General features: G+C 72.2%; 24 protein-coding genes. 11 read left to right on the forward strand and 13 right to left on the reverse strand.

Going from position 1 to position 26,511, the window contains the following annotated elements; translation table 11 throughout:
- Window positions 1-408: 408 nt before the first annotated feature.
- Entirely contained in the window at window positions 409-807 is a 399-nt protein-coding gene (locus ACMCNK_RS31370) for a YcxB family protein (RefSeq protein WP_412739945.1), read from the reverse strand.
- Between the two features lie 101 nt (window positions 808-908).
- Between ACMCNK_RS31370 and ACMCNK_RS31375 the strand changes: the two genes are divergently transcribed.
- Together ACMCNK_RS31375 and ACMCNK_RS31380 are read left to right on the forward strand one after the other, a co-directional pair.
- A complete protein-coding gene (locus ACMCNK_RS31375) occupies window positions 909-1,184 on the forward strand; it encodes a hypothetical protein (protein ID WP_412739946.1) in 276 nt (91 codons plus the stop codon).
- Window positions 1,185-1,406: 222 nt separating this feature from the next.
- Window positions 1,407-2,645: a tyrosine-type recombinase/integrase gene (locus tag ACMCNK_RS31380; RefSeq protein ID WP_412739947.1), complete on the forward strand. Its 1,239-nt coding sequence runs from the start codon at window positions 1,407-1,409 to the stop codon at window positions 2,643-2,645.
- Here ACMCNK_RS31380 and ACMCNK_RS31385 read toward each other — a convergent pair.
- A complete protein-coding gene (locus tag ACMCNK_RS31385) occupies window positions 2,562-3,041 on the reverse strand; it encodes a hypothetical protein (protein WP_412739948.1) in 480 nt (159 codons plus the stop codon). The two genes, ACMCNK_RS31380 and ACMCNK_RS31385, sit on opposite strands and share 84 nt — an antisense overlap.
- Window positions 3,042-3,292: 251 nt before the next feature.
- Window positions 3,293-4,717: a type I glutamate--ammonia ligase gene (gene glnA, locus ACMCNK_RS31390; RefSeq protein WP_412739949.1), complete on the reverse strand. Its 1,425-nt coding sequence runs from the start codon at window positions 4,715-4,717 to the stop codon at window positions 3,293-3,295.
- Window positions 4,718-5,009: 292 nt separating this feature from the next.
- On the opposite strand from glnA, the gene ACMCNK_RS31395 reads away from it, so the two are divergent.
- Window positions 5,010-5,369: an RDD family protein gene (locus ACMCNK_RS31395; RefSeq protein ID WP_412741042.1), complete on the forward strand. Its 360-nt coding sequence runs from the start codon at window positions 5,010-5,012 to the stop codon at window positions 5,367-5,369.
- An 18-nt stretch (window positions 5,370-5,387) separates the two neighbouring features.
- On the opposite strand, the gene ACMCNK_RS31400 is transcribed toward ACMCNK_RS31395, so the two are convergent.
- The gene (locus ACMCNK_RS31400; protein ID WP_412739950.1) at window positions 5,388-6,080 is read right to left on the reverse strand and encodes a DUF4191 domain-containing protein; all 693 of its coding nucleotides are present in this window, start codon (window positions 6,078-6,080) and stop codon (window positions 5,388-5,390) included.
- Between the two features lie 199 nt (window positions 6,081-6,279).
- On the opposite strand from ACMCNK_RS31400, the gene ACMCNK_RS31405 reads away from it, so the two are divergent.
- On the forward strand, window positions 6,280-6,468 hold the full coding sequence (locus ACMCNK_RS31405; protein ID WP_412739951.1) for a hypothetical protein: 189 nt from the start codon (window positions 6,280-6,282) through the stop codon (window positions 6,466-6,468).
- On the forward strand, window positions 6,465-9,482 hold the full coding sequence (locus ACMCNK_RS31410; protein WP_412739952.1) for a helix-turn-helix transcriptional regulator: 3,018 nt from the start codon (window positions 6,465-6,467) through the stop codon (window positions 9,480-9,482). Before ACMCNK_RS31405 ends, ACMCNK_RS31410 begins: the two co-directional genes overlap by 4 nt.
- A gap of 109 nt (window positions 9,483-9,591) precedes the next feature.
- Here ACMCNK_RS31410 and lipA read toward each other — a convergent pair whose 3' ends face one another.
- A complete protein-coding gene (lipA, locus tag ACMCNK_RS31415) occupies window positions 9,592-10,488 on the reverse strand; it encodes a lipoyl synthase (protein ID WP_412741043.1) in 897 nt (298 codons plus the stop codon).
- Window positions 10,489-10,869: 381 nt separating this feature from the next.
- On the opposite strand from lipA, the gene aspS reads away from it, so the two are divergent.
- Window positions 10,870-12,135, forward strand: a complete 1,266-nt coding sequence (gene aspS, locus ACMCNK_RS31420; protein ID WP_412739953.1) for an aspartate--tRNA(Asn) ligase — start codon at window positions 10,870-10,872, stop codon at window positions 12,133-12,135.
- 41 nt (window positions 12,136-12,176) lie between these two features.
- Here aspS and lipB read toward each other — a convergent pair whose 3' ends face one another.
- The 5 genes from lipB to lpdA form a co-directional block, all read right to left on the reverse strand.
- The gene (gene lipB, locus ACMCNK_RS31425) at window positions 12,177-12,809 is read right to left on the reverse strand and encodes a lipoyl(octanoyl) transferase LipB (protein WP_412739954.1); all 633 of its coding nucleotides are present in this window, start codon (window positions 12,807-12,809) and stop codon (window positions 12,177-12,179) included.
- 35 nt (window positions 12,810-12,844) lie between these two features.
- Entirely contained in the window at window positions 12,845-14,695 is a 1,851-nt protein-coding gene (locus ACMCNK_RS31430) for a DUF2079 domain-containing protein (protein WP_412739955.1), read from the reverse strand.
- 51 nt (window positions 14,696-14,746) lie between these two features.
- Window positions 14,747-15,664, reverse strand: coding sequence for a TIGR01777 family oxidoreductase (locus ACMCNK_RS31435; RefSeq protein WP_412739956.1), 918 nt, complete (start codon window positions 15,662-15,664; stop codon window positions 14,747-14,749).
- Window positions 15,665-15,779: 115 nt separating this feature from the next.
- Window positions 15,780-17,531 carry a 2-oxoglutarate dehydrogenase, E2 component, dihydrolipoamide succinyltransferase gene (gene sucB / locus ACMCNK_RS31440; RefSeq protein ID WP_412739957.1) on the reverse strand — a complete coding sequence of 584 codons (1,752 nt, stop codon included), beginning with the start codon at window positions 17,529-17,531 and terminating at the stop codon, window positions 15,780-15,782.
- Window positions 17,532-17,574: 43 nt separating this feature from the next.
- Window positions 17,575-18,957 carry a dihydrolipoyl dehydrogenase gene (lpdA, locus tag ACMCNK_RS31445; RefSeq protein WP_412739958.1) on the reverse strand — a complete coding sequence of 461 codons (1,383 nt, stop codon included), beginning with the start codon at window positions 18,955-18,957 and terminating at the stop codon, window positions 17,575-17,577.
- A gap of 163 nt (window positions 18,958-19,120) precedes the next feature.
- On the opposite strand from lpdA, the gene ACMCNK_RS31450 reads away from it, so the two are divergent.
- Window positions 19,121-19,438: a hypothetical protein gene (locus tag ACMCNK_RS31450; protein ID WP_412739959.1), complete on the forward strand. Its 318-nt coding sequence runs from the start codon at window positions 19,121-19,123 to the stop codon at window positions 19,436-19,438.
- 128 nt (window positions 19,439-19,566) lie between these two features.
- Here ACMCNK_RS31450 and ACMCNK_RS31455 read toward each other — a convergent pair whose 3' ends face one another.
- Complete coding sequence (locus ACMCNK_RS31455; protein WP_412739960.1) at window positions 19,567-21,117, reverse strand: leucyl aminopeptidase; 1,551 nt, start codon at window positions 21,115-21,117, stop codon at window positions 19,567-19,569.
- Between the two features lie 190 nt (window positions 21,118-21,307).
- On the opposite strand from ACMCNK_RS31455, the gene gcvT reads away from it, so the two are divergent.
- Together gcvT and ACMCNK_RS31465 are read left to right on the forward strand one after the other, a co-directional pair.
- Window positions 21,308-22,399, forward strand: coding sequence for a glycine cleavage system aminomethyltransferase GcvT (gene gcvT / locus ACMCNK_RS31460; RefSeq protein WP_412739961.1), 1,092 nt, complete (start codon window positions 21,308-21,310; stop codon window positions 22,397-22,399).
- Window positions 22,400-22,750, forward strand: coding sequence for an MmcQ/YjbR family DNA-binding protein (locus ACMCNK_RS31465; RefSeq protein ID WP_412739962.1), 351 nt, complete (start codon window positions 22,400-22,402; stop codon window positions 22,748-22,750).
- 3 nt (window positions 22,751-22,753) lie between these two features.
- Here the strand turns inward: ACMCNK_RS31465 and ACMCNK_RS31470 are convergent, their stop codons facing one another.
- The gene (locus ACMCNK_RS31470; RefSeq protein ID WP_412739963.1) at window positions 22,754-23,497 is read right to left on the reverse strand and encodes an adenosylcobinamide-GDP ribazoletransferase; all 744 of its coding nucleotides are present in this window, start codon (window positions 23,495-23,497) and stop codon (window positions 22,754-22,756) included.
- Window positions 23,490-25,358, reverse strand: a complete 1,869-nt coding sequence (locus ACMCNK_RS31475; protein ID WP_412739964.1) for a bifunctional adenosylcobinamide kinase/adenosylcobinamide-phosphate guanylyltransferase — start codon at window positions 25,356-25,358, stop codon at window positions 23,490-23,492. The genes ACMCNK_RS31470 and ACMCNK_RS31475 overlap by 8 nt, the downstream gene beginning before the upstream one ends.
- 129 nt (window positions 25,359-25,487) lie before the next feature.
- Between ACMCNK_RS31475 and ACMCNK_RS31480 the strand changes: the two genes are divergently transcribed.
- Window positions 25,488-25,685, forward strand: a complete 198-nt coding sequence (locus ACMCNK_RS31480; RefSeq protein WP_412739965.1) for a hypothetical protein — start codon at window positions 25,488-25,490, stop codon at window positions 25,683-25,685.
- Entirely contained in the window at window positions 25,682-26,491 is an 810-nt protein-coding gene (locus tag ACMCNK_RS31485) for a site-2 protease family protein (protein ID WP_412739966.1), read from the forward strand. The genes ACMCNK_RS31480 and ACMCNK_RS31485 overlap by 4 nt, the downstream gene beginning before the upstream one ends.
- The last annotated feature ends 20 nt before the right edge of the window (window positions 26,492-26,511 follow it).

A 26,511-nucleotide genomic window follows, 5' to 3' on the forward strand; every position in this document is an offset into this window, starting at 1 on the left:
GTGCCATGGCAGATATCTGCCACCCCCGCTTAGGGCAGCGAATGGTAGCACAACAAGACGCTGATGTATGTCCCTCTGAGTTTGCTGACAGGGATTCAAGTGCGACTGAATCCTGAAATGTCCAAATAATCAGACACCGTGCTACGCCGGTGCTCGAACCGTAAAGTGATCGAAACCACGCGAGGGCTCGATGTTCTGTAGTCGAGATCTGACGTTCTGATACATACCCCAGCATCGATGGCCGTCTCGATAGGGCACTTCGGGAACGATCACCGCCAGTTCGCTCCCATGTGCACGCTCCCTTGCGGGTAGAGGTTTAGGCGTTCGTGTTATCAGGAGTGTGGCCGCCAACCTGCGTGTATTGGGAAGTATAGGAGTGACGGTGACCGTCGCCGGTGCGTTTCCTGATCACTTGTGGGCCGTGAAGGGTTGGAACAGGTGCCGTAGGTATGTCATCTGTTCGGGGGTGGCGAGGCTGCGTTTCGGTAGGACGATGCTGAATCCTTTGATGGTGCCGAGTTCGACGAGGAAGAGGTTTTTCGTTTCTCGTACGCGTCGCACTGCTGGCCAGGTGTGAACGACGGAGCTGGGTCCCTGGGTGATGTGGATTCCCGTTGACGGATCGATCCGGGCGTATACGGTGGCTCGCGCTGCCGGGTTGGCTCGCCAGGCAAGTGCCACGATGAGCGCGGGGAACGCCTTGGTGCCACCACAATGCCCAGCATCATGGCCAGCAGCGAGATATCGCCGGTACTCATGTCGAATTTGCCGAACGCCAGGGCCAGAAGCAACTGCCCGGACATACATAGGCCCATGATGCTGACCCTCGCCTTCCTCAACCGCTATCCGACGCTGCTCGGCTACTGCCTCGTCGCGCCCAACGGCACCTGGAAAGCTGGGTGCAGGACATGGAACCGCCGGAATTCCTCCGATTCCAGAGCGTGGCGCACGCCGTCGCGCGAGCCATCGCAGCGACCGTGCCCACCGAGCGCATGTACTCGATGAGCCTGGGCAGCCAGCAAGGCAACGCACACCTGCACTGGCACCTGGCACCCCTGCCACCAGGCGTGCCATACCACCAGCAACAGTTCCACGCCGTCATGGGCGAAAACGGCATCCTCGCTGCCGACGACGACGCCCAAGCAGCGCTGGCCCGCGAGATCCGCAGCCATGTCCAGATCTGACGGCGAGACGTATCTAACTTGAGTCCGAACTTGACATCCGAACTCGCGTCCCACCAGACGTTTTACATGATCACAATGCGGGGCACTGAGGCGGGCGCCAGGAGAACTTGGGGGACTGTGGATCTAACGGCACCTCTCTTTGTCAAGGCGTCGGGGCCAGAGAGGTGCCGTTACCGAGACAGTCCCGAACTTGGTCCGTGCCTGGGTCCGGGGGTGTTCCTGATGGCCGTCGATGACCGGTGGTACCTCAAGGAACGCGGACCGGACGGCGCTCGCCTGCTGTCCAAGAGGCACGGGCGCGGCAGGCGCTGGCGTGTTCGATGGGTAGACGATCGGGGTGAGGAGCGGGAGCAGCTCTTCGAACGAAAGGCGGACGCGGAACGCTTCGACGCGAACGTACGTGCCGACATCAGCCGGGGTCAGTACATCGACGACAGGGCAGGCCGAATCACCGTTGCTACCCTCGCCGAGCAGTGGCGGATCGGCCAGCTGCATATCGACAGCACTGCGATCCGCGTGGAGCACGCCATCCGGCTGCACATCGTGCCGGGCCTCGGACAGCTCCAGGTCGGGCAGGTGCGCCCGAGCAAGATTCAGGCGTGGGTGCGGGACCGGAGCCTGGTGCTCGCGCCCACCACGCTGCGGGTGGTGTACGGCTACCTGAACGCCATGTTCGCCTCGGCGGCGCGGGATCGGATCATCGCAAGTTCTCCCTGCGTCGACATCCGGCTACCTGCGATCGATCGGGGCAAGCGGGTCATTCCGTCGCCTGAGCAGGTGCACCGGCTGGCCGAGCTGCTGCCGGACAGGCTGTCGGCGGCGGTCTACGTGGCCGCCGGTTGCGGGCTGAGGCTGGGCGAAGTTCTCGGCTTGGAGGTGGAGGACGTCGACTTCGAGCGAGCAGAGCTGTCCGTGCGTCAACAGCTCAAATCGCACAAGGGTCGTGGGCCGTACCTGGGCCAGCCCAAGACGAAGACGAGCATCCGGACTGTCGAGCTGCCGGACGTGGTAGCCGGCCAGCTCCGGGAGCATCTGAAGACGCTGGGGGAGCCGATCGAGGTCGACGACGACACCGATCCGCGTCGACCGACCAGACGGAAAGCGGCCCTCATGTTCCGAGGGGCCGACGGCGGGCCAGTCCTCGCGTCGACCTTCTCGCGGACGTGGACACCGGTACGAGCGAAGGTCGGTCTGCCGATGCGGTGGGGTTTCCACGGCCTGCGGCACTACTACGCGACTCTGCTGATTCACGCAGGCGCAAGCGTCAAGACGGTGCAACTGGCGCTCGGCCACTCCGCGCCGACGGTGACGCTCAACGAGTACGTGCACGAGTGGCCCGACGTACTCGACCGCACACGGTCGCTGGTCGACGGGGCGCTACAGCTGGCGCCGGATGCTCTTCCCCGACTCAAGGAGGTCACCGACGTGGGCGTGCCACCGTCGGTCCAGGTCGGCTGCTAGGCCGTCGGGGATCGCGTCGCCAGACTCGATACTGTCGAGTTCCAGGCCATCAAGGTGCAGCTCGTGATCGATGTCTACGGCCGACTCGATGTCGATCCGTATGCACATCGCTGAGCCGTTCTCGACTTCGACCTCCATGATGTCGGCGCAGTAGGCCGGGCCGAGGCTCGGCCGTTCGGGACGGTCATCGGCGTCGGCCGCGACGGCCACGGCGCGGGCCTGTACCTGATTGCGGTGCTCGGGCCACACGAGATAGAAGACGTCGCCGACTTCGACCGAGTCGTTCGCCACATGCCACCGGTCGGTCCAGCGGTCCCCCTCGACCGCATACGAGAAGATGTCGGACGCGTCGTAGTAGATGTCGTGGTCGTCGCGGAGCCATCGGGTCGTCGTCATGGCGCTCACCGTAGTGCTGCCCTGAAACCAGGCGCCGGCCGCCTCTCGACGGGCCCGCTGCGGTTACGTGCGATCGGTACGGCAGCTCGTCGGTGGGATCGGATCCCCACTTTGATGCGCCGCCTTGGGGACGAGAAACGGCGGCCACCCAGGCTGTGAGCCGGAGGTGACCGCCGTTCCCGAGACTGGGCCCAGTCTGGGCCCAAGATCAGATCAGCGGGTGGAACCGCTGGTCATGGCCATGATCAGGCCTAGACGTTGTAGTACATCTCGAACTCGTGCGGGGTCGGGCGCAGGCGCACCGGGTCGATCTCGTTGGCCCGCTTCCAGTCGATCCAGGTCGAGATCAGGTCGTCGGTGAACACGCCACCGGCGGTCAGGAACTCGTGGTCGGACTCCAGCGAGTCGAGCACCGCGTCCAGCGAGCCCGGCACCTGGTTGACGTTGCCCCACTCCTCCGGCGGCAGGTCGTACAGGTCCTTGTCGATCGGGGCCGGCGGCTCGATCTTGTTCTTGATGCCGTCCAGGCCGGCCATCATCTGCGCCGCGAACGACAGGTACGGGTTGCCCGACGGGTCCGGCACGCGGAACTCGACGCGCTTGGCCTTCGGGTTGCTGCCGGTCACCGGGATCCGGGTGCAGGCGGAGCGGTTGCGCTGCGAGTACACCAGGTTGACCGGGGCCTCGAAGCCGGGCACGAGCCGCCGGTACGAGTTGACGGTCGGGTTGGTGAACGCGAGCAGCGACGGCGCGTGGTGCAGCAGGCCGCCGATGTACCAGCGGGCGGTGTCGGACAGGCCCGCGTAGCCGGTCTCGTCGTAGAACAGCGGCTCGCCGCCCAGCCACAGGCTCTGGTGGGTGTGCATGCCGGAGCCGTTGTCACCGAACAGCGGCTTGGGCATGAAGGTTACGGTCTTGCCGTGCTCCCACGCGGTGTTCTTGATGATGTACTTGAACAGCTGCATCTGGTCGCCGGCGTGCAGCAGCGTCGAGAACTTGTAGTTGATCTCGGCCTGGCCGGCGGTGCCCACCTCGTGGTGCGAGCGCTCGACCGTGAAGCCGACGTCGAGCAGCCGGCGCACCATGGAGTCACGCAGGTCGGAGTAGTGGTCCACCGGCGACACCGGGAAGTAGCCACCCTTGTACGCGGTCTTGTAGCCGCGGTTGCCGCCGGCCTCCTCGCGCCCGGAGTTCCAGGCGCCCTCGATCGAGTCGATGTAGTAGAACGCCTGGTGCGCGGAGGTCTCGTGGCGGATTGAGTCGAAGATGTAGAACTCCGCCTCGGCCCCGAAGTACGCGGTGTCCGCGATGCCGCTGGAGGCGAGGTACGTCTCGGCCTTCTTGGCGACGTTGCGCGGGTCGCGCGAGTAGGCCTCCCGGGTGAACGGGTCGTGGATGAAGAAGTTCAGCGCCAGCGTCTTCTGCGCCCGGAACGGGTCGATGAACGCCGTGGTGACGTCCGGCAGCAGCATCATGTCGGACTCGTGGATGGCCTGGAACCCGCGGATCGACGATCCGTCGAAGGCGAGGCCGTCGGTGACGACACTGTCGTCGAACGATTCCACCGGCATGTTGAAGTGCTGCATCACACCGGGCAGGTCACAGAACCGTACGTCGACGAACTTGACGTCCTCGTCTTTGAGGTATCGCAGGAGTTCCTCGGGATTGGCGAACACACGTCCTCCTGGCACTTTGCATCTCAAACCGGGGCGGCGTCACCGCCACGTCGCTAGACTCGTCGCGACGTTATGGGCCCACAGTTGCCCAGGCGTGTCCCTATTGTTTCCTTCGTGTTACGGGCGCGTTTGGCCTGGTCGCGACCCCCGGAGGTTAGCGTCGCGGCGCGCCGTACCCGGCCTGAACAGCCCGAAGATCACCCCACCCGGGTACGTCGGCCGAACCCGCCCGTTACAGTCACCGCTTGTGGCAGCGCGCGCGAACGACACCCCGCCCACCGGCGCCTACGACCTGACGACGGTCGAGCCGGCGCCCTTCGGCCGGCGCTTCGCCGCCCTGCTCATCGACTGGGCGATCTGCCTGATGACCGCCGCGTTCTACGCCGACCCGCGGATCGTCGCGTGGCCGCCCGTACTCGTCCTGATCGTGCTGAACACGGTCGGCATCGGCCTGTTCGGACAGACGCCGGGCATGGCCCTGGCCGCGGTGCGGTGCCTCGCCATCCGCGACGGCGGCGCGATCGGCGTGGTCCGGGGGCTGCTGCGGGCGGTCCTGCTCGCCATGCTCGTTCCGGCGGTCATCATGGACGGCGACCGGCGCGGCCTGCACGACCGCGCCGCCGGGTCCGTCGTGATCAGCAAACCGCGCTGACCGTCGCATGGCACTGCGTCAGCGGGGGCGCTGCTGGCGGAACGCGCCCTTGGAGGGCCGCATGTTCTTCGGAATCGCGCCCTTGGGCATCTGCGGCCGGGCCATCAGCGCGCCGAGCCGCTTGTCCAGTGCGTTCACGTCCTTGCCGGTGAGGTTGCGGGGCAGGCGCATCACCGTGGTGCGCAGCTTGCGGATGGAGAGCTGACCCTCCTCCGTGCCGATCACGAAGTCGTACAGCGGGGCGTTGCCGATCACCTTGCCGAGGCGGCGCTTCTCCTGGCTGATGAGGTTGCGGACCCGCTGCGGCTGACCCTCGCCGAGCAGGATCACCCCCGGACGGCCGACGACCACGTGCACCATGTCGAACTGGGTGGTCGAGCTGGCCGCGGGACGGACCCGCCAGTCGCCGCGCATGTTCTCCAGGATCGAGGCGGCGGCGCCGGGCTGACCCTCGGCCGCGTTCATCATCGCGGCGTTCGACCGCAGGTTGAGCACGATCAATGCACCCAGGACGGCGATCATGACGCCGATCGGGATCCAGATCACGCCCCCGCCCAGGAGGACGACCAGCACGGTCACCGCGAGCGGGATCAGCACCGCCGCGACGACCAGCGGGACAAACCACTTGTCCTGCTTCGCCGTGAACGACACGACCTGCCCGATCTGCTTCAGGCGCGTGCCGAACGACACCTTCTCCTGGGGTTTTGCCATACCCGGGAGTGTAGTGGTGGCGGATCCGGGCGCCGCGCGCCGGATCGACTGAGTGCCTTACCTCCGGGCTGCTCCCGCGCAGGCCCGGGTAAGGCACCTGAGGCCGCGGACATGCGGCAACGTCCCCATGTGGCACGGCCCCCTTCGCGCGAAGAGTCGAGGTCAGCAGGAAGCACGAACGATCGCGAAGGAGACCCCGATGTTCCTGTACTCCGACCCCGGTGTCCGCCTCCACCTCCACCACCAGCGCGCCGAGGAACTGCACCGCGCCGCCGACACCCGCCGTCGCGCCGCCGCGGCGCAGGACGAGACCCGCCACGGCCGGCGGATGCGCTGGACATGGCACGGCCGCTCCGTACGCCAGGTGCGTGCACCGGTCGCGCCGTGACCGTCGCGCCGACCCTGTCGTACGTCCGTGGCATGCTCGATTTCGTGGTGCGCAGGTGTAGCAGTGAGGTCCTGGTCGGCCGCGAGGCCGACCTGGCCGCGCTGCGCGACGCGTTGAAGGCCGCCCGCAGTGGCGAGCCGTCCGCGGTGCTGCTCGGCGGCGAGGCCGGGGTCGGCAAGACCCGCCTGGTCGAGGAGTTCCGGCGCACCGCCGAGGGCGAGGGCGCGCAGCTGCTCACCGGCCAGTGCCTGGAGCTGGGCGAGGAGGGCCTGCCGTACGCGCCGTTTGCGGGCGCGCTGCGCCAGCTCGTGCACCGGGACGGGCCCGCGGTGTTCGACGGCCGCGAGGCCGACTTCGCCCGGCTGCTGCCCGAGCTGGGTGCGCCCGGCGCCGACCGGCGCGGGCACCTGTTCGAGCTGGTCGGAGCGCTGTTCGCGCGCCTCGCCGAGCAGCGTCCGCTGGTGCTCATCATCGAGGACCTGCACTGGGCCGACCGGTCTACCCGCGACCTGATCGCGTTCCTGGCCCGTTCGGCGCGGTTGCCGCGGGTGCTGATCATCGCGACGTACCGGACGGACGAGTTGCACCGCGGGCATCCGCTGCGGCCGTTCCTGGGTGAGTTCGAGCGGGTCCGCGGCGTCCACCGGCGCGAGCTGGACCGCCTCGACCGCGACGGCACCGCCCAGTTGCTCGCCCAGCTCGGCGGCGGCGAGCCCGAGCCGCACACGGTCGACAACATCCACGCTCGGGCGCAGGGCAACCCGTTCTTCGTCGAGCAGCTGGCCGCCTCCGCCGCGCAGGGCTGCGGCGACATCCCCGACACGTTGCGCGACCTGCTGCTCACCCGCGTCGACCAGCTCGCCGAGCCGGCCCAGCAGGTGCTGCGGGTGGCCGCGGTCGGTGGCACCCGGTTCGGCCACGAGCTGCTCAGCCGGGTCGTCGGCGGGTCCGAGGCGGAGCTGGAGTCGGCGCTGCGGGCCGTCGTCGTGGCCCAGCTCATCGTCGTGGACGGCGCCGGGGGCTACGAGTTCCGGCATGCGCTGGTGCGGGAGGCCGTGCACGACGACCTGCTGCCCGGCGAGCACGCCCGGCTGCACGCCCGCTACGCCGAGGCGCTGGAGGCCGAGCCCGAGCTGGTCGGCATGGGCCGGGCCCCGGCCGAGATCGCCCACCACTGGCACGCGGCCCACGACCACCCGCGCGCCCTGGTCGCGGCCAAGCGGGCCGCCGACGAGGCCGGGCGCCGCTTCGCGTACGCGGAGCAGGCCCGGCTGCTCGACCGGGTGCTGGAGCTGTGGGAGCAGGTCGGTGACCCCGCCGCCCTGCTCGGGGAGAGCCACCTCGACCTGCTGGAGGAGGCGGCGCTGGTCGCCATCGACGCGGGCGACCACATGCGGGCGTTGAAACTCACCCGGGCCGCGCTCGGCGATCTCGACGCGGTCGCCGAGCCGGTGCGTGCCGCCCGGCTGCTGGTGCGGCGCGGCAAACTGCTCGACAACGCGGGCACCAGCGACGGCGCGGCCGAGTCCCGGGAGGCGTACCGGCTGCTGCACGACGCCCCGCCGTCCGTGGAGCGGGCGATGCTGCTGGCGGACGTGGCGTACGCGCTGGCCGCGGTCGACGGCGAGGAAGCGGCCCGGGTCGCGCAGGAGGCGGTGGCCGCCGCCGGTGAGCTCGGCGAGGTCGCCGCCGAGGTGTCCGCCACGATCACGTACGGGCAGGTGTGCGCGGGCCGGGTGACGGCCGAGGACGGTCTCGCCACGATGCAGGCGGCGGCCGGGCGGGCGCGCGCCTCCGGCCACCTGCCGAACCTCACCCGCGCCCTGGTCAACATCTCCGACACGCTGTTCGAGCTGGGGCGGTACGAGGAGTCCGCGCGGGCCGCGGCCGAGGGCGTGCCGCACGCCGACCGGGTCGGCTTCGGGCGCACCACGGGGGTGTTCCTGTTGGCCAACCGCGCCGAGGCGCTGATGGCGCTGGGCCGCTGGGACGAGGCGGACGCCCTCTGCGCCGAGGCGGCCCGGCTCGACCCGCCCGGCACCCTCGCGCTGCCGTGGCTGCGCCTGCGCGCCCGGCTGCGGCTGGCCCGCGGCAACGACGGAGCCGGGCCGCTGGTGACCCGCGCGGTAGGCTTCCTCGGCCGTCCCTTCCTGCACCGCGACAATCGGCTCTCCCTGCTGGACCTGCGCGTCGAGGCGGCCCTGCACGGGGGCGACACCGCCGCCGCGGTCGCCGCGGCCCGGGCCGCCCTGGCCGAGCCGACCATCACCGAGCGCCCCCGCTACGGCTGGCCGCTGCTGGCCTCCGCAGCCACCGCCGCCGACCGAGCGGCCTCCGGGCCCCAGCCGTCCGTGGTCCAGCCGTCCGTGGTCCAGCCGTCCGTGGTCCAGCCGTCCGTGGTCCAGCCGTCCGTGGTCCAGCCGTCCGTGGCCCAGCCGTCCGTGGCGGGGGCGCCGGTGGAGGGGGACCGGCTGCGGGAGCAGATCCGCGCTCTGGCCGCCGCCACGCCGCAGCGGCAGGCCGTCGACCGGGCGTACGCGGCGCAGGTCGCGGCGTTGCTCGACGGTGGCCAGGAACGCTGGGCCGCGACGGTCGCGGCGTGGCGTGCGGACGGCCAGCCGTACCCGCTCGCCGTGGCCCTGCTGGGGCTCGCCGAGGCCGCCGCGGGTGCGGGGGACCGTTCCGGTGCGGGTGCCGCGCTGGAGGAGGCGGTCGCGGTGGCCGCCGCGCTGGGCGCCAGCCCACTGAGCCAGGCCGCGGACACCCTGGCCCGCCGGATCGGAGTGCGATCCGCGGCTCCATCGGGTCCGGCCGACGTGCTCACCGCGCGCGAGCGTGAGGTGCTGCGCCTGGTCGCCGAGGGCCAGAGCAACGGCCGCATCGCCGAGCGGCTCTACATCTCACCCAAGACGGCGAGCGTGCACGTGTCCCGGATCATCGCGAAACTCGACGTCGCCAACCGGGTCGAAGCGGCCGCGGTGGCCCACCGGCTCGGCCTGCTGGACGAGCGTTGACCATTGCGGTCGGCCGCGGGCGGCGAGCGCCCGCGAGATGAGCGGGTGACCCGGCGCGGTCAGCCGCGGGCGGCGAGCGCCTGCGAGATGAGCGGGTGACCCGGCGCGGTCAGCCGCGGGCGGCGAGCGCCTGCTGATAGAGGCGCCCGGCGCGGTACGACGAGCGCACCAGGGGACCGCTCATCACACCGGCGAAGCCGATCTGCTGGGCCTCCTCGCCCAGCTCGATGAACTCCTCCGGCTTCACCCAGCGCTCGACCGGGTGGTGCCGCGGGGTGGGGCGCAGGTACTGCGTGATCGTGATCAGCTCGCAGCCGGCGCCGTGCAGGTCGCGCAGCGCCTGCGACACCTCGGCGCGTTCCTCGCCCATGCCGAGGATCAGGTTGCTCTTGGTCACCAGACCGGCGGAACGGGCCCGGGTGATGACCTCCAGGGAGCGCTCGTACCGGAACGCGGGGCGGATCCGCTTGAAGATCCGGGGGACGGTCTCGACGTTGTGGGCCAGCACCTCGGGAGCGGCGCCGAACACCTCGGCGAGCTGCTCCGGCTCGGCGTTGAAGTCCGGGATGAGCAGCTCGACGCCGCACCCGGGCTGCAGCTTGTGGATCTGGCGCACCGTCTCGGCGTACAGCCAGGCGCCGCCGTCGGGCAGGTCGTCGCGGGCGACACCGGTGACGGTCGCGTACCGCAGACCCATCGTCGCCACGGACTCGCCGACCCGGCGCGGCTCGTCGGCGTCGAACTCGGCAGGCTTACCCGTGTCGATCTGGCAGAAGTCGCAGCGCCGGGTGCACTGGTCGCCGCCGATGAGGAACGTCGCCTCCCGGTCTTCCCAGCATTCGTAGATGTTGGGGCAGCCGGCCTCCTGGCAGACGGTGTGCAGACCCTCCTTCTGCACCAGCCCGCGCAGCTGCGTGTACTCGGGGCCCATCTTCGCCTTGACCTTGATCCACGGCGGCTTGCGCTCGATCGGAGTCTCGGCGTTGCGCGCCTCGATGCGCAGCATGCGGCGGCCCTCGGGAGCAACTGTCACGACGACGAGATTACGCCCGAGACAAGATCATGCGGGCGGTGGGCGACGAGGCTCACGTCGGTGGTCGTGTGACCGCCCTCACCGCCGTACGGGGAAACCGTTTTCCCTGCATGTCCACGCGCTGTTAGCGTGCTGCCACGGCGACGACGGAACCGAGTACCGCCCCGACCCCGCCGGCCCAGAGAGCCACCGTAGCTGTGAAGGTGGCCCGGCGCCGGGGCGCGAAGACACTCCCGAGCCGAGCACGACAAGAGGCGCCGCTGCGGCGGCGCGAAGGTGTGGTGGCACCGCGAGGATCCCGCTCGCCCACACCTCCCTGGGGCCGCGTTGCAGACACCAGAGGAGGTACCCGCCATGCAACGCATCCTCTCCACCGAACTGGCCGGTCACGTCGGCGAGACCGTCACGATCGCCGGCTGGGTGCACCGCCGCCGGCTGCTCAAGGCGGTCGCGTTCCTGATCGTGCGCGACGCCACCGGGCTCACGCAGGTCGTCGCGACCTCGGCCGTGGACCGCGCGCAGGTCGAAGCGCTGACCGAGGAGACCGTCGTCGAGATCACCGCCACGGTCACCGCGAACGCCGCGGCGCCCGCCGGGGTCGAGCTCACCGCGCCGACGGTACGGGTGCTCAGCGCAGTGACCGTACCGTTGCCGGTCGAACTGCACCGCCCCGCGCCGACCGGGACCCTGCCCACGCAGCTCGACCACGCCGCGCTCGCACTGCGGCACCCCGCCCGCGCGGCCGCGCTACGGGTGACCGCCGCCGCCACCGCCGGGTTCCGGGCAGCGCTGGAGGCCCGGCGGTTCGTCGAGATCCACACCCCGAAGATCGTCGCGTCGGCGACCGAGTCAGGAGCGAACGTGTTCCAGCTCGACTACTTCGGCCGTCCCGGCTACCTGGCCCAGTCGCCGCAGTTCTACAAGCAGGCCATGGTCGGGGTGTTCGAGCGGGTGTACGAGGTCGGGCCGGTGTTCCGGGCCGAGCCGCACGACACCGCCCGGCACCTCGCCCAGTACACGTCGCTCGACGCCGAGCTGGGCTTCATCGCCGACCACCGCGACGTGATGGCGGTGCTGCGTGACGTCGTGGCGACCATGCTCGCCACGGTCGCCGAGCGGACCGGCATTCCCGTGCCGGGCGTTCCGGAACAGATCCCGGCGGTGCATTTCACCGAGGCGCTGCGGATTGCTGGGGCGCCGGCGGACGAGCCGGACCTCGCCCCGGCGCACGAGCGGGCGGTGGGGGAGTGGGCGGTCCGCGAACACGGCTGCGATTTCGTGTTCGTCACCGGATACCCGATGCGTAAGCGGCCGTTCTACACCCACCCGCAGCCGTCGGACCCGACCTGGTCGAACAGCTTTGACCTGCTGTTCCGCGGGGTCGAGCTGGTCACCGGCGGGCAGCGCCTGCACCGGTACGCCGACTACGCCGCGGCGCTGGCGGCCCGCGGTGAGGGCGTCGAGGCGTACGCGGGCTACCTGGACGCGTTCCGGTACGGCATGCCCGCGCACGGCGGCTTCGCCATCGGCCTGGAACGCTTCGTCGCCCGGCTGCTCGGCGCGGCCAACGTGCGGGAGGTGGCCGCGTTCCCGCGCGACCTGCACCGGCTCACGCCCTGACGCCGTCCGGGCCCGTGGTGAATGGCCAGGGGCCCGGTCGGTCAGGCGAGCAGGGTCGGCAGGTGGCGTTCGACGACCGGGAGGACCTCGGAAACCGGCACCGGGCGGCCCAGCTCCGTGGACAGGGAAGTCACACCGGCGTCGCGGATGCCGCACGGGACGAAACGGTCGAAGTTCGACAGGTCGCAGTCGCAGTTCAGGGCGAAACCGTGCTGCGTGACGCCGCGCGCGACACGGATCCCGATCGCCGCCACCTTGCGGTCCGGCCCGCGCTCGTCGGCGCGCACCCAGGCGCCGCTGCGCCCCTCCACCCGCTCCACCGCGACCCCGAACTCGGCGCACACGTCGATGAGCATCTGCTCGGTGCGCCGCACGTACGCGACCACGTCGACCGGGTCCGGCAGCTTCACGATCGGGTAGCCGACCAGCTGGCCCGGCCCGTGCCAGGTGATCCTGCCGCCGCGGTCCACGTCCACCACCGGCGTGCCGTCCAGCGGGCGGTCCTGCGGCTCGGTGCGCTTGCCGGCCGTGAACACGCTCGGGTGCTCCAGCAGCAGGATGGTGTCCGGGCGGGCACCGGCCACCACGTCGTCGTGCAAGCGGCGCTGCTCCTCCCACGCCACCTGGTAATCCACCAGGCCGGGACGCAGGACCGTGAGCGTAGAAGTCGTCACCGTTGCAGCGTAGTCCGGCCCGCGCGGCGCCCGCGTCAGCCGCCGGGCGTGACCGGGTCCACCCCCGGGCGGATGCGCCACAGCAGCACGTCGTCGACCCGTTCCGGCGGGCCCAGCAGCGCGGTCGTCGTCTGCTCCAGCGTCGAGCGGAACAACAGCCCCTGGGAGCCGATGATCTTGTCGGCGAGGAACACCGCGTCCACCCCCCAGTACGCGAAGTCGCGCCGTGCCTGCTCCCGGTCCTCGTCCGTGACCGGTGCCAGGTAGCCGTAATGGGCGGCCTGTTGCAGCAGCCCCTCCGTGGGTCGGGTCGGGGAGCCGATGCGGCCCTTGCCGTCGTGCCCGCCGGGACCGAGGAAGTAGCCGCCCGGGATCCGGAACACCGGCCCACCCCGCGCCAGCGTGTACGCCTGCCAGCGTTGCGCGTCCGGCGCGGGGTTCGTGGCCAGCGGCAGCGCGGTGAGCACGCCGCCGTCGGGGACGTACCGGCGCCAGGTGCCGTCGGCGATGAACCGCGGCTCCGGCGCCCGTTCCGCGGTCACCAGCGGGACCGGCAGCAGCGGCAGCAACGCCACCGCGAACGCCGTCACCCAGGCGGCCTTGCGGCGCGGCCCGGCCATCGTCACCACCCGCTCGGCGGCCAGCGCCAGCAGGATGCCGAGGACCCCGACCACCACCAGCGCGTACCGGGTGGGCAGCGCCGAGTCGAACAGCGGCAGGTGGGTCAGGGCCGCGTACGGCATCGGCAGGTGGGTCTCGTGGTCGAGAATGCGCAGCCGCGGCCCCCACGACAGCACCGTGAACACCGCACCGACCAGCAGCAGCGCGCGCAGCGTGGCCCGGCGGCCGGGACCGGCGTGGCGCCACAGCCCGACCGTCGCGAAGCCCGCCAGCACCACCAACGGCAGCCCGAAGAACGACGCCTGCTCGGTCGGGTTCGACGCCAGGTCACCGCGGTCCAGCCCGGCCCAGCCGGCCAGCGACCGGCTGGCATAGCTGACGTATGCGGCGGCGTCCTCGGCGAAATGTCGCTGGTTGAAACCGGTGCCGGAGAACGTCTGCGGCCCGGCGAAATGCATGTACAACGGGTACGCCAGCAGCGCACCCGCCACTACCGAGGCCACGCCGAGTGCGGCCAGTACGGTCGGGGCCGCCGCCCGTGCCTGCGCCCGGGTGGCCGGCGCGGCCGCCCACGCCAGCACGAACACCGCGGCGGCGAGCGCGGTGAAGAACAGCCCCTCCGCGGCGATGCAGAAGCCCAGCGCCAGCACCACGCCCAGCGCAACGCCGTTGCGCAGCCAACGGCCGGGCCGGCGCAACGCGAGCACTCGCCACAGCACCAGCGGGGCGATCCAGCCGGCGGTCCAGTTCAGGTGGCCGTTCGCGTGGGAGACGAAGCCCGGGGCGAAACCGCAGAACAGCCCGCCCAGTGCCGCCGCCACCCGGTGCGCCACGAGGTGGCGGCGCAGGAACAGGTACCAGGCGAACGCGGAACCGGCCAGGTTGAGCGTCAGGATGGCCACGAAGCTGACCTGCGGCCCGGCCAGCATCGTCAGCGGCGCGAACGCCAGGATGTACGCGGTGATGGACGTGTTCGCGGCCAGGTTCACCCCGACCGGCGCGTTCAGCAGGTGAGTGAAGAACGGGTCGCCGCCGTGGCGCAGCAGGTACACCCCGTACCCGAGGAGCCCTTCGAAGAACGCCTGGTCGCCGGGGTTTGCCGCGATGGCCCGGGTGCCGGGGGAGACCCACAGCCCCGCGGTCACCCAGACCCCGAGCAGCAGGGACGCCGCCGCCATCAGCAGATCGGCGATCCACGCCCGGCGGCTCCGGGACGCGCCGGGCTGCGCGACCGGCGGGTCGGCGGAGGTCGTGGCGACGGGCACGTGCCGCACGTTAGCAAGCCGAGGCCGCTGCGGCCCGGTCCTGCAACGAATTCAGCGGGTCGCGCTCGGCGCCGGGTCGAGCGCGGCGTGCAGGGCGGACTCGACCGTCGGGTGCTGCCAGGTGAATCCGGCGCGGCGCAGCACCCCCGGCATCACCCGCTGGCTGCGCAGCGCCTCGTCGGCGAAACCGCCGAGCGCCACCCGCAACGCCACGCCCGGGATCGGCATGACCGTCGGTCGGTGCAGCACCCGCCCGAACGCCGCGGTGAACGCGGCATTGGTCACCGGGTCGGGGCCGACGACGTTGACCGGCCCGGCGATGTCGGTGCGTTCCAGCAGCACTTCGATCGCGTCCAGCCAGTCGGACAGCGCGATCCACGGCACCCACTGCCGCCCCGCGCCCAGCTTGCCTCCGACACCCAGCCGGAACGGCAGGAGCTGCGGCTTGAGCAGGCCCCCGTGGGCGTCCAGGGGCAGGCCGGTGCGCAGCAGCACCACCCGGGTGCCGGCGTCCTCGGCCGGGCGGGCGGCCGCCTCCCACACCCGGCACACGTCGGCCAGGAAGCCGGTCCCGGCGGGTGCCTCCTCGGTGACCTGACGGTCGCCGGTGTCGCCGTACCAGCCGACGGCGGAACTCTGCAGCAGCACGCTGGGACGCTCCGCGGCCGGCAACTGGCTGATCGTCCGGGCGATCGTGCCGGCGCTGTCCACCCGGCTGGTGCGGATCACATTGCGGAAGCCCGCGGTCCACCGCTTCTCCGCCACCCCCGCACCGGCCAGGTTGATCACGGCGTCTGTTCCGGACACCCGCGCGGGATCGAGCTGCCCGGCGGACGGCTTCCAGAACGCCTCGCCGGGCGCGTCCGGCTCGCGCCGGACCAGTCGGACGATGTCGTGGCCGGCGGCGCGCAACCGGTCGGCCAGGGCGGTGCCGAGGAAGCCGGACGCGCCGGCCATGAGGATCCGCATGGCTCCCATCATTCCCAGTTTCGGCTCTTGTGTGCACAGGTGTCCCCGGGTAGGGGTCGATACGGACGAGGGCGCACCGGCATCCGCCGGTGCGCCCTCGTCGGACGTACGTGGGTCAGCTCAGCCCGAGGTCGCCCTCGAACTGGCCGGCCTCCAGCCGTTCCTTCAGCGTCACGAGGAACCGTGCGGCGTCCGCGCCGTCGACGAGCCGGTGGTCGTACGACAGGGCGAGATACACCATCGAGCGGGGCACGATGACCTCGCCGAGGTCGGGGTCGTCGAGGACGACCGCCCGCTTGACCACCGCGCCGGTGCCGAGGATGCCGACCTGCGGCTGGTTGATGATCGGAGTGTCGAACAGCGCGCCGCGGCTGCCGGTGTTGGTCAGCGTGAACGTGCCGCCGGACAGCTCGTCCGGGCTGATCTTGTTGGCCCGGGTGCGCTCCGCGACGTCGGCGATCCGCCTGGCCAGCCCGGCCAGGTTGAGGTCGCCCGCGTCGCGGATGACCGGGACGACCAGGCCCTTCTCCGTGTCCACCGCGATGGCCAGGTGCTCGCCGTCGTGGTAGGTGACCGTGCCGGCCTCCTGGTCGATCGACGCGTTGACGACCGGGTGGGCGCGCAGCGCCTCGACCGCCGCCAGCGCGAAGAACGGCATGAACGACAGCTTCACGCCGTGCTTGGCGAAGAAGTCGTTCTTGGCGCGGCCACGCAGCTGGGCGATCTTCGTGACGTCGACCTCGACCACGGTGGTGAGCTGCGCCGAGACCTGCAGCGACTCCACCATGCGTCGGGCGATCGTGGCGCGGATGCGGGTCAGCTTCTCGGTGCGGCCGCGCAGCGGGCTGGGCGCCGGCTTCGGCGTGGCGGCGGGGGCCGCCGGACGGGACGCCTGCGCGGCCGGGGGCGCCGTGGCGGCAGCTGCCTTCTCGGCCGCCTCCAGCACGTCCTGCTTGCGGATGCGCCCGCCGACCCCGGTGCCGGTCAGGGTGGCCAGGTCGACGCCCTTCTCGGCGGCGAGCTTGCGGACCAGCGGGGTGACGTACCCGGCGTCGCCGGCACCGTTCGCCTTGACCGCCTCGGCGGCGGGGGCGGCGGCCGGCTGGGCCGGGACGGTCGGGGCCGGGGCGGACTCGACCGCGGGCGGCTCGGGCTGCGCCGGCGCGGCCGGGCGGGCCTGCTGCGGGGCCGGTGCGGCGGCCTGCGGGGCCGGTGCCGGCGGGGCGGGAGCGGCCGGGGCGCTGCCCGGCGTACCGACCACGGCCAGCACCGCGCCGACGTCGGCGGTCTCGTCCTCGGCCACCTTGATCTCCACCAGGGTGCCGGCGACCGGCGACGGGATCTCCGTGTCCACCTTGTCCGTGGAGACCTCCAGCAGCGGCTCGTCCACCTCGACGGCGTCGCCGACCTGCTTGAGCCAGCGGGTGACCGTACCCTCGGTGACACTCTCGCCGAGGGCGGGCATCTTCACGGCTGTGCCCTCGCCGCCGGCCGGGGCCGCGGTCTGCGGCGCCGGGGCCTCCTGACCCACGGGCATCTCGGTGGACGGGGTGGTCGGCGCGGCGGGCTCCGGGTCGGCCTGCGGGGCCGGGGCCTGCTGAGCCGGGGCCTGGGACGCGGGCGCCTCGCCGTCACCGGCGATGACCGCCAGCTCGCTGCCCACCTCGGCCGTCTCGTCCTCGCCCACGACGATGCGCGACAGGACACCCGCCGCGGGGGCGGGGATCTCGGTGTCGACCTTGTCGGTGGAGACCTCCAGCAGCGGCTCGTCCGCCTCGACCCGCTCGCCCTCCTGCTTGAGCCAGCGGGTGACGGTGCCCTCGGTGACACTCTCACCCAGCCGCGGCATGGTGACCGATACCGGCATCTCTTCGAACTCCTTAGGACCTGCGGTAGTGGATGGGCGGGGCTCAGGCGTGCGCGTGCAGCGGCTTGCCCGCCAGCGCGAGGTGGGCCTCGCCGAGCGCCTCGTTCTGCGTGGGGTGGGCGTGCACGAGCTGGGCCACCTCGTCCGGGTACGCCTCCCAGTTGAAGATCAGCTGCGCCTCGCCGATGAGCTCGCCGACCCGTGCACCGACCATGTGGACGCCCACGACGGGGCCGTCGTTGACCCGGACCAGCTTGATGAAGCCCGCGGTCTTGAGGATCTGGCTCTTGCCGTTGCCGCCGAGGTTGTAGTTGTACGTCGACACCTTGTCCGCGCCGTACTGCTCCTTGGCCTTGGCCTCGGTGATGCCGACCGACGCGACCTCGGGGTCGGAGTACGTGACCCGCGGGATGCCGTTCTCGTCGATGACCGCCGGGTTCTTGCCCGCGATCTCCTCGGCGACGAAGATGCCCTGCTGGAAGCCGCGGTGGGCGAGCTGCAGGCCGGGGACGATGTCGCCGACGGCGTAGATGTTGCCGACGCCGGTGTGCAGCCGCTCGTTGGTGATCACGAAACCGCGGTCCAGCGTGATGCCCTGCTGCTCGTACCCGAGGTCCTGGGTCGTCGGGCCGCGGCCGACCGCGACCAGCAGCAGCTCGGCCTCGATGGTCTCGCCGCCCGCGATCGTGGCGCGCACGCCGTTCTCGGTGTGCTCGACCTTCTCGAACGGCTTGCCGGTCTTGAACGCGATGCCGCGCTTGCGGAACGCGCGCTCGACCTGCTTGGAGATCTCCTCGTCCTCCGCGGCGACCAGGCGGGGCAGCGCCTCCACAATGGTCACGTCCACGCCGAAGGACTTCCAGGCGCTGGCGAACTCGCAGCCGATCACGCCGCCGCCCAGCACGATCGCCGAGGCGGGCACGTGGTCCAGGCGCAGCGCGTGCTCGCTGGCGATCACCCGGCGGCCGTCGATCTCCAGGCCGGGCAGGCTGCGCGAGTACGAGCCCGTGGCGAGCACGATGTTGCGCCCGGTGTAGCGGCGCCCGTCGACCTCCACGGTGTCCTTGGCGACCAGCTTGCCGGCGCCCGCGACGTGCGTGATGCTCGGCTGCTTGAGCAGGCCCTGCAGGCCCTTGTACAGCCGGGCGACCACGCCGTCCTTGTACGCGTTCACCCCGGCCATGTCGATGCCGACCAGGTCGGCCTTGACCCCGAACTGCTCGCTCTCGCGGGTCTGGTCCGCGACCTCGCCCGCGTGCAGCAGCGCCTTCGTCGGGATGCAGCCGCGGTGCAGGCACGTGCCGCCGACCTCGGCCTTCTCGATGAGGGCGACCGTCAGGCCCAGCTGGGCGGCGCGCAGGGCGCATGCATACCCACCGCTGCCGGCGCCGAGGATCACGATGTCGAAGGTGTTCGGCTGGCTCACGTCAACTCCAAGGTCGCGTCGTCACCACGTGGATCTCACTATGGAAACGGTCACAAGTCGTCCAGGTCATCTTGTCACTTGCAGCGCCGATCGATGCAGCCAGGTGCCGAACGACACCCGGCGGCGACGTACCCTTTCCGCAATCGACCGTGAGGAGTGCTCCGTGGCCTGGTTCCGGCGGCGCAGAGAGCCTGCGCGGCGCTTCGGACGCCCGGTGGATCGTGCCGATCTGGAGCATCTTGCGGAGTTTGTCCGGTCCCGTCGGGGCGTCGAGGCGTTCGTCGAACCCCGCACCAGCGTGACCGAGACCACGGTGTTGCTCGTGGCACACGACGGCGAATGGACCCGCCGGCGCATCGAGTCCCCCGAGATCGCCCGCCGCTTCGCCCACCAGCTCGCCCTGCCGATCTACGACGTCCGGCTGCTCGGCTACCCCCAGCGCATGCGCGACTACAACAGCCGCCAAAAGCGTAGGAGATGAGTTGCGCCAGACCGGCGATCGCCGCCGGTGACTCGGGGTTCTGACGACTGCGGGGTGTGCAGTCGTCAGAACCCCGAGTCAGCGGTGTATCAGGCGATCGCCCGCGGAGCGAAGCGGAGCCGGCCAGCTCAGCCGTTGGCGGCGATGTCGTCCACCAGGGCCAGCAGGGTACGGACCGGGACGCCGGTGCCGCCCTTGGTCCAGTAGCCGGTCGCCTCGCCGGTGTGGAACGACGGGCCCGCGATGTCGAGGTGCGCCCACGGCACCCCGTCGGCCACGAACTCCCGCAGGAACACCCCGCCCTGCAGCATGTGGCCGGCGCGGTCCATGCTCGCGTTCGTCTGACAGATGTCGGCCACGTCCGACTCCATGCCTTTGCGGACGTCGTCGGGCAGCGGCATCGGCCACATCGGCTCGCCCACCGCCGCACCCGCGGCCTTGACCCGCTCGCAGGTCTCCGGCTCGCCCATCACACCGGAGATCCGCTTGCCCAGCGACACCACCTGGCCGCCGGTCAGCGTCGACGTCTCGAACAGGTAGTCCGTGCCGTCCGCGCAGGCCCGTGCGATCGCGTCGGCCAGCACCATGCGGCCCTCGGCGTCGGTGTTGAGCACCTCCACCCGCTTGCCGTTGAACATCGTGATGACGTCGCCCGGCCGGTACGCCGTACCCGACGGCATGTTCTCCGCGATGGCCAGGTAGCCGGTGACCGCGACGTCCGGCTTGAGCGCGGCCACCGCCAGCAGGACCGCGGCGACCGCGGCGGCGCCCGCCATGTCGGACTTCATCTCCCACATGCCCGCGGCGGGCTTGATGCTGATGCCGCCGGTGTCGAACGTGATGCCCTTGCCGACCAGCGCCACCCGCTTCGGGTTCGCCACTCCGGCGGGGGTGTAGCTCAGCTTCACCAGCCGCGGCGGCGCCTCCGAACCCTGGCCGACCGCCACGATGCCGCCGTAGCCGCCCGCCTTGAGCGCGTCGAAGTCCAGCACCTCCACGGCCAGGCCGGTGCCCTGCGCGGCCGCCGCCACCGCGTCGGCGAACTGCGGCGGGCGCAGCTCGTTCGGGGCCTGGTTCACCCAGTCGCGGGTCAGGCGCACCGCGCGCGCCACGATGGAGGCGCGCTCCACCTCGGCCCGGGCGGCGGCGTCCGCCGCATCCGGCACGTACACCTGCAGCGCGGTGACCGGCTCGCGGCGGCTCGGCTGCGGCTTGGTCTTGTAACCCGCGAACCGGTACCCGCCCAGCAGTGCGCCCTCCAGCATGGCCCGCAGCACCGCGGGCGCGTCCGCGTCGTCCGGCAATGGCAGCGCCAGCGCGACCGTGGCGCTGCCCGCCAGGGCGCGTACCGCGGCGCCGGTGCCCCTGCGCAGCGTCTCGGCGTCCGGCGCCGCGCCGGACGGCTCGTCGCCCAGGCCGACCGCCACCAGCAGCGGCGCGGACACCGTGCCCAGGGTGGCCAGCTTGGTGACCTCGCCCGGGGCGCCGGTCGCGCCGAGCAGGGCCAGGGTGGCGGTCAGCTTGCCGTCGAACGCCGCGGCGATGCTCTCCGCGCCCGACGCGGGCAGCACGGCGCCGCCCTCGTCGGGCTGGCTGTGCAGGCCGATGACGATCGCATCGACGGCCAGCTCGGCGGGGTCGCTGTCGACCAGGCTGAGGGAGGGGACGGACTGGGTCACTCGAGATCTCCGCGGACGTCCGGGACCGGACCCGCGCCTCCTGGGCGCGACCGGCGCAATGGGCCCCGACCGGCACGGGTCGCGCCGCTCGGTGGTATCTCGCCGACTCTAACGACAGATGCGCCCCCGTCGTGCGAACGGGCGGGATCGCGTCGATCGTCGCGGCGCGCCGCGCGGTAAGTTGACCCCCATGTCCACCGAGGTCGCTGGCACGCTGTTGCGTTCGCCCCTGCACGAGCGCCACGCCGCGCTCGGCGCCAAGTTCGCCGCCTTCGGCGGCTGGGAGATGCCCCTGGAGTACGCGGGCGGCGGGGTGATCAAGGAGCACACCGCGGTGCGTACGGCGGTCGGCGTCTTCGACGTCTCGCACCTGGGCAAGGCGTCGGTGATCGGCTCCGGCGCCGCGGACTTCGTCAACTCCTGCCTCACCAACGACCTGGGCCGCATCGCCCCCGGCAAGGCGCAGTACACGATGTGCTGCGACGAAACCGGTGGGGTGGTCGACGACCTGATCGCGTACCTGTACGGCCCGGACGACGTCTTCCTGATCCCGAACGCGGCCAACACCGCCGAGGTGGTGCGCCGCCTCGCCGCCGCCGCGCCGGCCGGGATCACGGTCACCGACGAGCACCGCACGTACGCGGTCCTCGCGGTCCAGGGGCCCGGGTCCGCCGACGTGCTGACGAAGCTCGGCCTGCCCACCGAGCTGGACTACATGTCGTTCATGGCCGCGCCGGAGATCGTCGTGTGCCGCACCGGCTACACCGGCGAGCACGGCTACGAGCTGGTCATCCCGTGGGACAAGGCGGGCGCGGTCTGGGACTCCCTGATCGACGCCGGGGTGCAGCCGTGCGGGCTCGGCGCCCGCGACACGCTGCGCACCGAGATGGGCTACCCGCTGCACGGCCAGGACCTGTCCCTGCAGATCAGCCCGGTGCAGGCCCGCGCCGGGTGGGCGGTCGGCTGGTCCAAACCCGAGTTCTGGGGCCGCGACGCGCTGGTCGCGGAGAAGACCGCAGGCCCGCGCCGCAGCCTGCGCGGCCTGGAGCTGGTCGGCCGCGGCATCCCCCGCGGCCACATGCAGGTGTACGCCGGTGAGCAGCTCATCGGCGAGACCACGAGCGGCACGTTCTCGCCCACGAAGAAGGTCGGTGTCGCGCTGGCCCTGCTCGACACGGCCGCCGGGCTGGCCGACGGCGACGTCGTCGAGGTGGACATCCGCGGGCGGCGTACCGAGGCACGGATCGTGAAACCGCCGTTCGTGCAGCCGTCGGTGCGCTGAATGGCGGTCACCTACGAGCAGGTGCGCGCGTGGGTGCTGGAGCTGCCCGGCACCCGCGAGGTGATGGTGGAGCAGTGGGGGCACCCCACGCTGCGGGTCGGCGACAAGATGATCGCCGGTGGCGCGCCCGGCTCGCCCACGATGTCGGTCAAGGCCACCCGGGAGGAGCAGGCCGAGCTGATCGCGGGCGCGCCCGGGACGTACGCGGTCGCCGAGTACGTCGGGCGCTACGGCTGGGTCCGGGTCGAGCTCGCCACCGCCGACCCCGCCGAACTGCGCCAGGTCGTGGTGGAGGCGTGGCGGCGTACCGCACCGAAGCGGCTGGTCAAGGAGTACGACGCGACGCGGTAGCGCTCAGCCCAGGGCAAGACCGATCAGGGCGACGGTCGTGGCGGTCTCCACGGCGGCGCCAATGACGTCGCCGGTCACCCCGCCGAAGCGGCGCACCGCGTGGCGTACCAGCAGCAGCGCGGCCAGGCTCGCGGCGGCGACCGCGGCCGGGCCCTGCCACGGGCGGCCCGGGACGGCCCACACCGCCGCGGTCGCCACCAGCACCACCGCGGCGGCCGCGACCGGCGCCGGTACGGTCCCCGCCACCAGCGCGCCCAGCCCTTCGGGCCGCGCCGCGGGCACCCCCCGGCGGCAGGCCAGCGGCACCCCCAGGCGCCCCGCCGTCCACGCCACGACCACCGCGCCCGCGCCGGCCCCGGCCAACGCGCCCGCCTGCACGAGCAGCGTCAGCGCGATGGCCGCGACCCCGAACGGGCCGATGTCCGGCTTCTTCATGATCTCCAGTGCAGCGCCGGAGGACCGGTACGAGCCGAGCGCGTCCACCGTGTCCGCGAGCCCGTCCAGGTGCATTCCGCGGGTGAGCAGGGCACCGGCCGCCACCGCCAGCGCCGCGGCGAGCTGACCCGGGGCACCGGCCGCGCGGCCCGCCGCCAGCACCACGGCCACCGCCACGCCCAGCAGTGCACCAACCGCCGGGGCGGCCGCCATCGCCACCGCCGCGACGCCACGGTCCACCCGGCCGGCCCGCAACGGGAACACGGTCAGCGTGGTGACCGCCAGCCGTACCCCCGCCGCGAGGTCACGCACCGGGGGCGCGGGCCGGGCCGGGACCGTCCGGTTCGGGCTCGGCGAACTCGGCGTCGTCCCAGCCGTCGTCACCCGGCGAGTCCAGCAAGGCCGGGTGCACCGCGAGGGATTCGGCGAGGCCGATCGCGCTGCGGACCAGCGGCAGCGCGGCGAGCGCGTTCGCGCCCTCGCCGAGGTCCAGGCCGAGCTGCAGCACCGGGGTCAGGCCGAGCACGTCGGCGCCCTGCTTGACCAGCGCGAGCCGGCCCGCCTCGGGCAGCAGGCACCAGTGCCGCGACTGCGCGGCCAGATCCCGGGCCACCAGCCCGGCGGCGACGCCGACCGGGCCGTCCAGCAGAACGGGCAACCGCCGGGACGCCGCGCCCAGCAGCACCCCGGTCGCCACGGCCACGTCCGCGCCGCCCAGCTGGGACAGCACGTCGCGGGCCCCGCGCGGCTCCCGGCGGATCCGGTGCAGCGCGTCGCGGACCGCCGCGCAGCGCTGCATCCACGCCGTGTCGTCGTACCGGCCGCCGGGCAGCAGCACCCGCGGCAACACGGCGACCGGCTCGGTGCCGGTGCAGGCGGCCATCACGGCGGTCGCGGCGGCTTCCGTACCCGTGCCGCAGGCGCCGAGCACCACCGCGTCGCGCCCCTCGTCCGCGGCCTGCTCGGCCAGGGCCCAGCCCTGCTGCAGGGCGGCCTGTACGCCGTCCGCGTCGAGCACCGGCCCGTCCTCCATGGCGCCCGCGGCCGCGACCCGGACGATCTGGATGTCCGCGCCCGCCTCGGCGGCCAGCCGAGCCAGTGGGCCGGCGCCGGCCGAGACCTCGGCGAGGCGGCGTTCCGCGTCGGCCGGGTCCGCACCGGCGGCGGCGCCGCCGGTGTGCTCGCCCGCGATGAGCAGGAGCCGCACCGGCCCCCACGGCCGGGGCACCGCGGTGCCCTGGGCGCTGGCGCTGAACTCCACCGCCTCGACGAGCGCGCCAAGGCCCGCCCCGGGCAGGTCCAGGGTTTCCAGGCGGTCGCGGGCGTCCGGGCCGGAGTCGTTGTCAGGCAGCGGCAGATCCATGCCCGGCGCGATGCTCGGCGGTGCCCCGGTGGTGCCGGGATCGGCGGTGACCGGCGGGGCGACCAGTGTCGGCGCGGCCGGACGGTCCGCGGCCGGGATCGGGGCGGGCGTCACCATGACCGCCCCGGTGGGGGGTGCGCTCGTGGCCGGTGACCGGTCCGCGCCGTCCGGCGGCGGGCTCGTCGCCCCCGGCGCGGCGTGACGGTCGCGCTGCGGTGCGGGCCCGCCGTCCGACTTCAGCCAGATCGGGCGGCCCGCGACGACCATCACCACCCGGTCGCAGGCGGCCGCGACGGCCTGGTTCGCGTCGCCGAGCGCGTCCGTGAAGGCCCGGCCCACCGGCGTCGTCGGTACGAGCGAGAGCCCGACCTCGGGGCTGACGACCACGACGCGGCCGGCGCACTCCCGGATCGCGGCGGCGAGCGCCGCAATCTCCGCGTCGGGTCCGGCCCCGCGCGCCGGGTCGCCGCTCGGGCCGGCCGGGTCGCCGGTCGGGCGCGCCGGGTCGAGCAGGGCGGCCACCCAGCCGCCCAGGTCGTCGACGAGCAGCGTGTCGTCGGGCTTGGCGTCCGCCAGCAGCACGGCCAGCCGCTGCGGGTCGGCGCCGGTCTCCTCGGTGCTCCAGGTACCCGGCCGGCGCCGCTGATGGGCCTCGATCCGGGCCCTCCACTCGGCATCGTCGGGCGCCCCGGCGGCCGTGGCGAGGTAGCGGACCGACGACGCGTCCGCGACCAGGGACTCGGCGTACGCGGACTTGCCGGAGCGGATCCCGCCGAGCACCAGGACGGTGTGCCACCGATCAACGGACATGCCCCGTACCTTAAGGCCGCGGCCGGTCCGGGTGCGGGCGGCCCCGAACGGCGCCCGTGAGGCCGTAGGGTGGACGGCGTCGGGCAACCTGATCGACACGAGCTGACGGACACGAGGGAGGCTTGCGGCATGCCGTGGAGTTGGCGGTACGAGGGTGTCGACGGTCAGGCGATGGCCGGGCCCGCGGAGACGTTCAGCAGCCAGGCGGACGCCGAGTCGTGGATCGGCCAGGCGTGGCGTGAGCTGGCCGGCGCCGGGATCACCGCCGTCACCCTGGTCGAGGACGACCGGGAGGACTACAAGATGAGTCTGCTGCCGGCCGAGTGAACGTCTCCAGCTCGGTGGGGCCGCGCAGCGCGTTCGTCCCCAGCCCTGTGTTCGTCGGCATCGTCGCGCTGACCGCGGTCAGCGGCTGGATGGCGTGGACCGCCTTCGGCAACGTCCGGGTCGACGTGTTCCTGTTCGTCGTCTGCGGCTGGCTGCTGTCGCTGTGCCTGCACGAGTACGCCCACGCCGCGGTCGCGTACGCGTGCGGTGACCGCGGCGTCGCCGAGCGCGGCTACCTGCGGCTCAACCCGCTGAAGTACACCAGCCCGCTGCTGTCCATCGTGTTGCCGATCATCGCGGTGGTGCTCGGCGGCATCGGCCTGCCCGGCGGCGCGGTGTGGATCGACCACTCGCTGGTCCGTACGCGACAGCGCGAGTCCCTGATCAGCCTCGCCGGCCCGGCCACCAATGTGGTGTTCGCGCTGCTCATCGCGGTGCCGTTCGCGCTGGGTGGGGGCGAGGACCTCGGCTTCAGCGGCGGGGAGATCATCGGCGAGCACGCGAACTTCTGGATCGCCCTGGCCTCGCTGGGCTTCCTGCAGGTGACCGCGAGCGTGCTCAACTTCCTGCCGGTGCCCGGCCTGGACGGCGGCAACATCGTCCGGCCCTGGCTGAACCGGGAGTACCAGCGCGCCTACGACCTGTTCGCCCCGTACGGATTCATGCTGCTGTTCGTGCTGCTGTGGCAGTCCCGGGTCAACGTGTGGTTCTTCTCGTTCGTCGGTCTGCTGTGCGACGTCGTCGGCATCCCGGACCTCGCCGGACGGGTGGGCCTGGAGTGGATGCGGTTCTGGGCCGAGTTCTGAGCCCGGCCCAGAACCGCACC

Source organism: Krasilnikovia sp. MM14-A1259 (assembly GCF_047159535.1).
In the GTDB taxonomy this organism is placed as follows: Bacteria; Actinomycetota; Actinomycetes; order Mycobacteriales; family Micromonosporaceae; genus Actinoplanes.

Coding starts and splice junctions, on each gene's coding strand:
- ACMCNK_RS31370 (WP_412739945.1), bottom strand. CDS start 807: ATGTATGTCCGGGCAGTTGCTTCTGGCCCTGGCGTTCGGCAAATTCGA.
- ACMCNK_RS31375 (WP_412739946.1), top strand. CDS start 909: ATGGAACCGCCGGAATTCCTCCGATTCCAGAGCGTGGCGCACGCCGTC.
- ACMCNK_RS31380 (WP_412739947.1), top strand. CDS start 1,407: ATGGCCGTCGATGACCGGTGGTACCTCAAGGAACGCGGACCGGACGGC.
- ACMCNK_RS31385 (WP_412739948.1), bottom strand. CDS start 3,041: ATGACGACGACCCGATGGCTCCGCGACGACCACGACATCTACTACGAC.
- ACMCNK_RS31400 (WP_412739950.1), bottom strand. CDS start 6,080: ATGGCAAAACCCCAGGAGAAGGTGTCGTTCGGCACGCGCCTGAAGCAG.
- ACMCNK_RS31405 (WP_412739951.1), top strand. CDS start 6,280: ATGTTCCTGTACTCCGACCCCGGTGTCCGCCTCCACCTCCACCACCAG.
- lipA (WP_412741043.1), bottom strand. CDS start 10,488: ATGCTGCGCATCGAGGCGCGCAACGCCGAGACTCCGATCGAGCGCAAG.
- aspS (WP_412739953.1), top strand. CDS start 10,870: ATGCAACGCATCCTCTCCACCGAACTGGCCGGTCACGTCGGCGAGACC.
- ACMCNK_RS31435 (WP_412739956.1), bottom strand. CDS start 15,664: ATGCGGATCCTCATGGCCGGCGCGTCCGGCTTCCTCGGCACCGCCCTG.
- sucB (WP_412739957.1), bottom strand. CDS start 17,531: ATGCCGGTATCGGTCACCATGCCGCGGCTGGGTGAGAGTGTCACCGAG.
- gcvT (WP_412739961.1), top strand. CDS start 21,308: ATGTCCACCGAGGTCGCTGGCACGCTGTTGCGTTCGCCCCTGCACGAG.
- ACMCNK_RS31465 (WP_412739962.1), top strand. CDS start 22,400: ATGGCGGTCACCTACGAGCAGGTGCGCGCGTGGGTGCTGGAGCTGCCC.
- ACMCNK_RS31475 (WP_412739964.1), bottom strand. CDS start 25,358: ATGTCCGTTGATCGGTGGCACACCGTCCTGGTGCTCGGCGGGATCCGC.
- ACMCNK_RS31480 (WP_412739965.1), top strand. CDS start 25,488: ATGCCGTGGAGTTGGCGGTACGAGGGTGTCGACGGTCAGGCGATGGCC.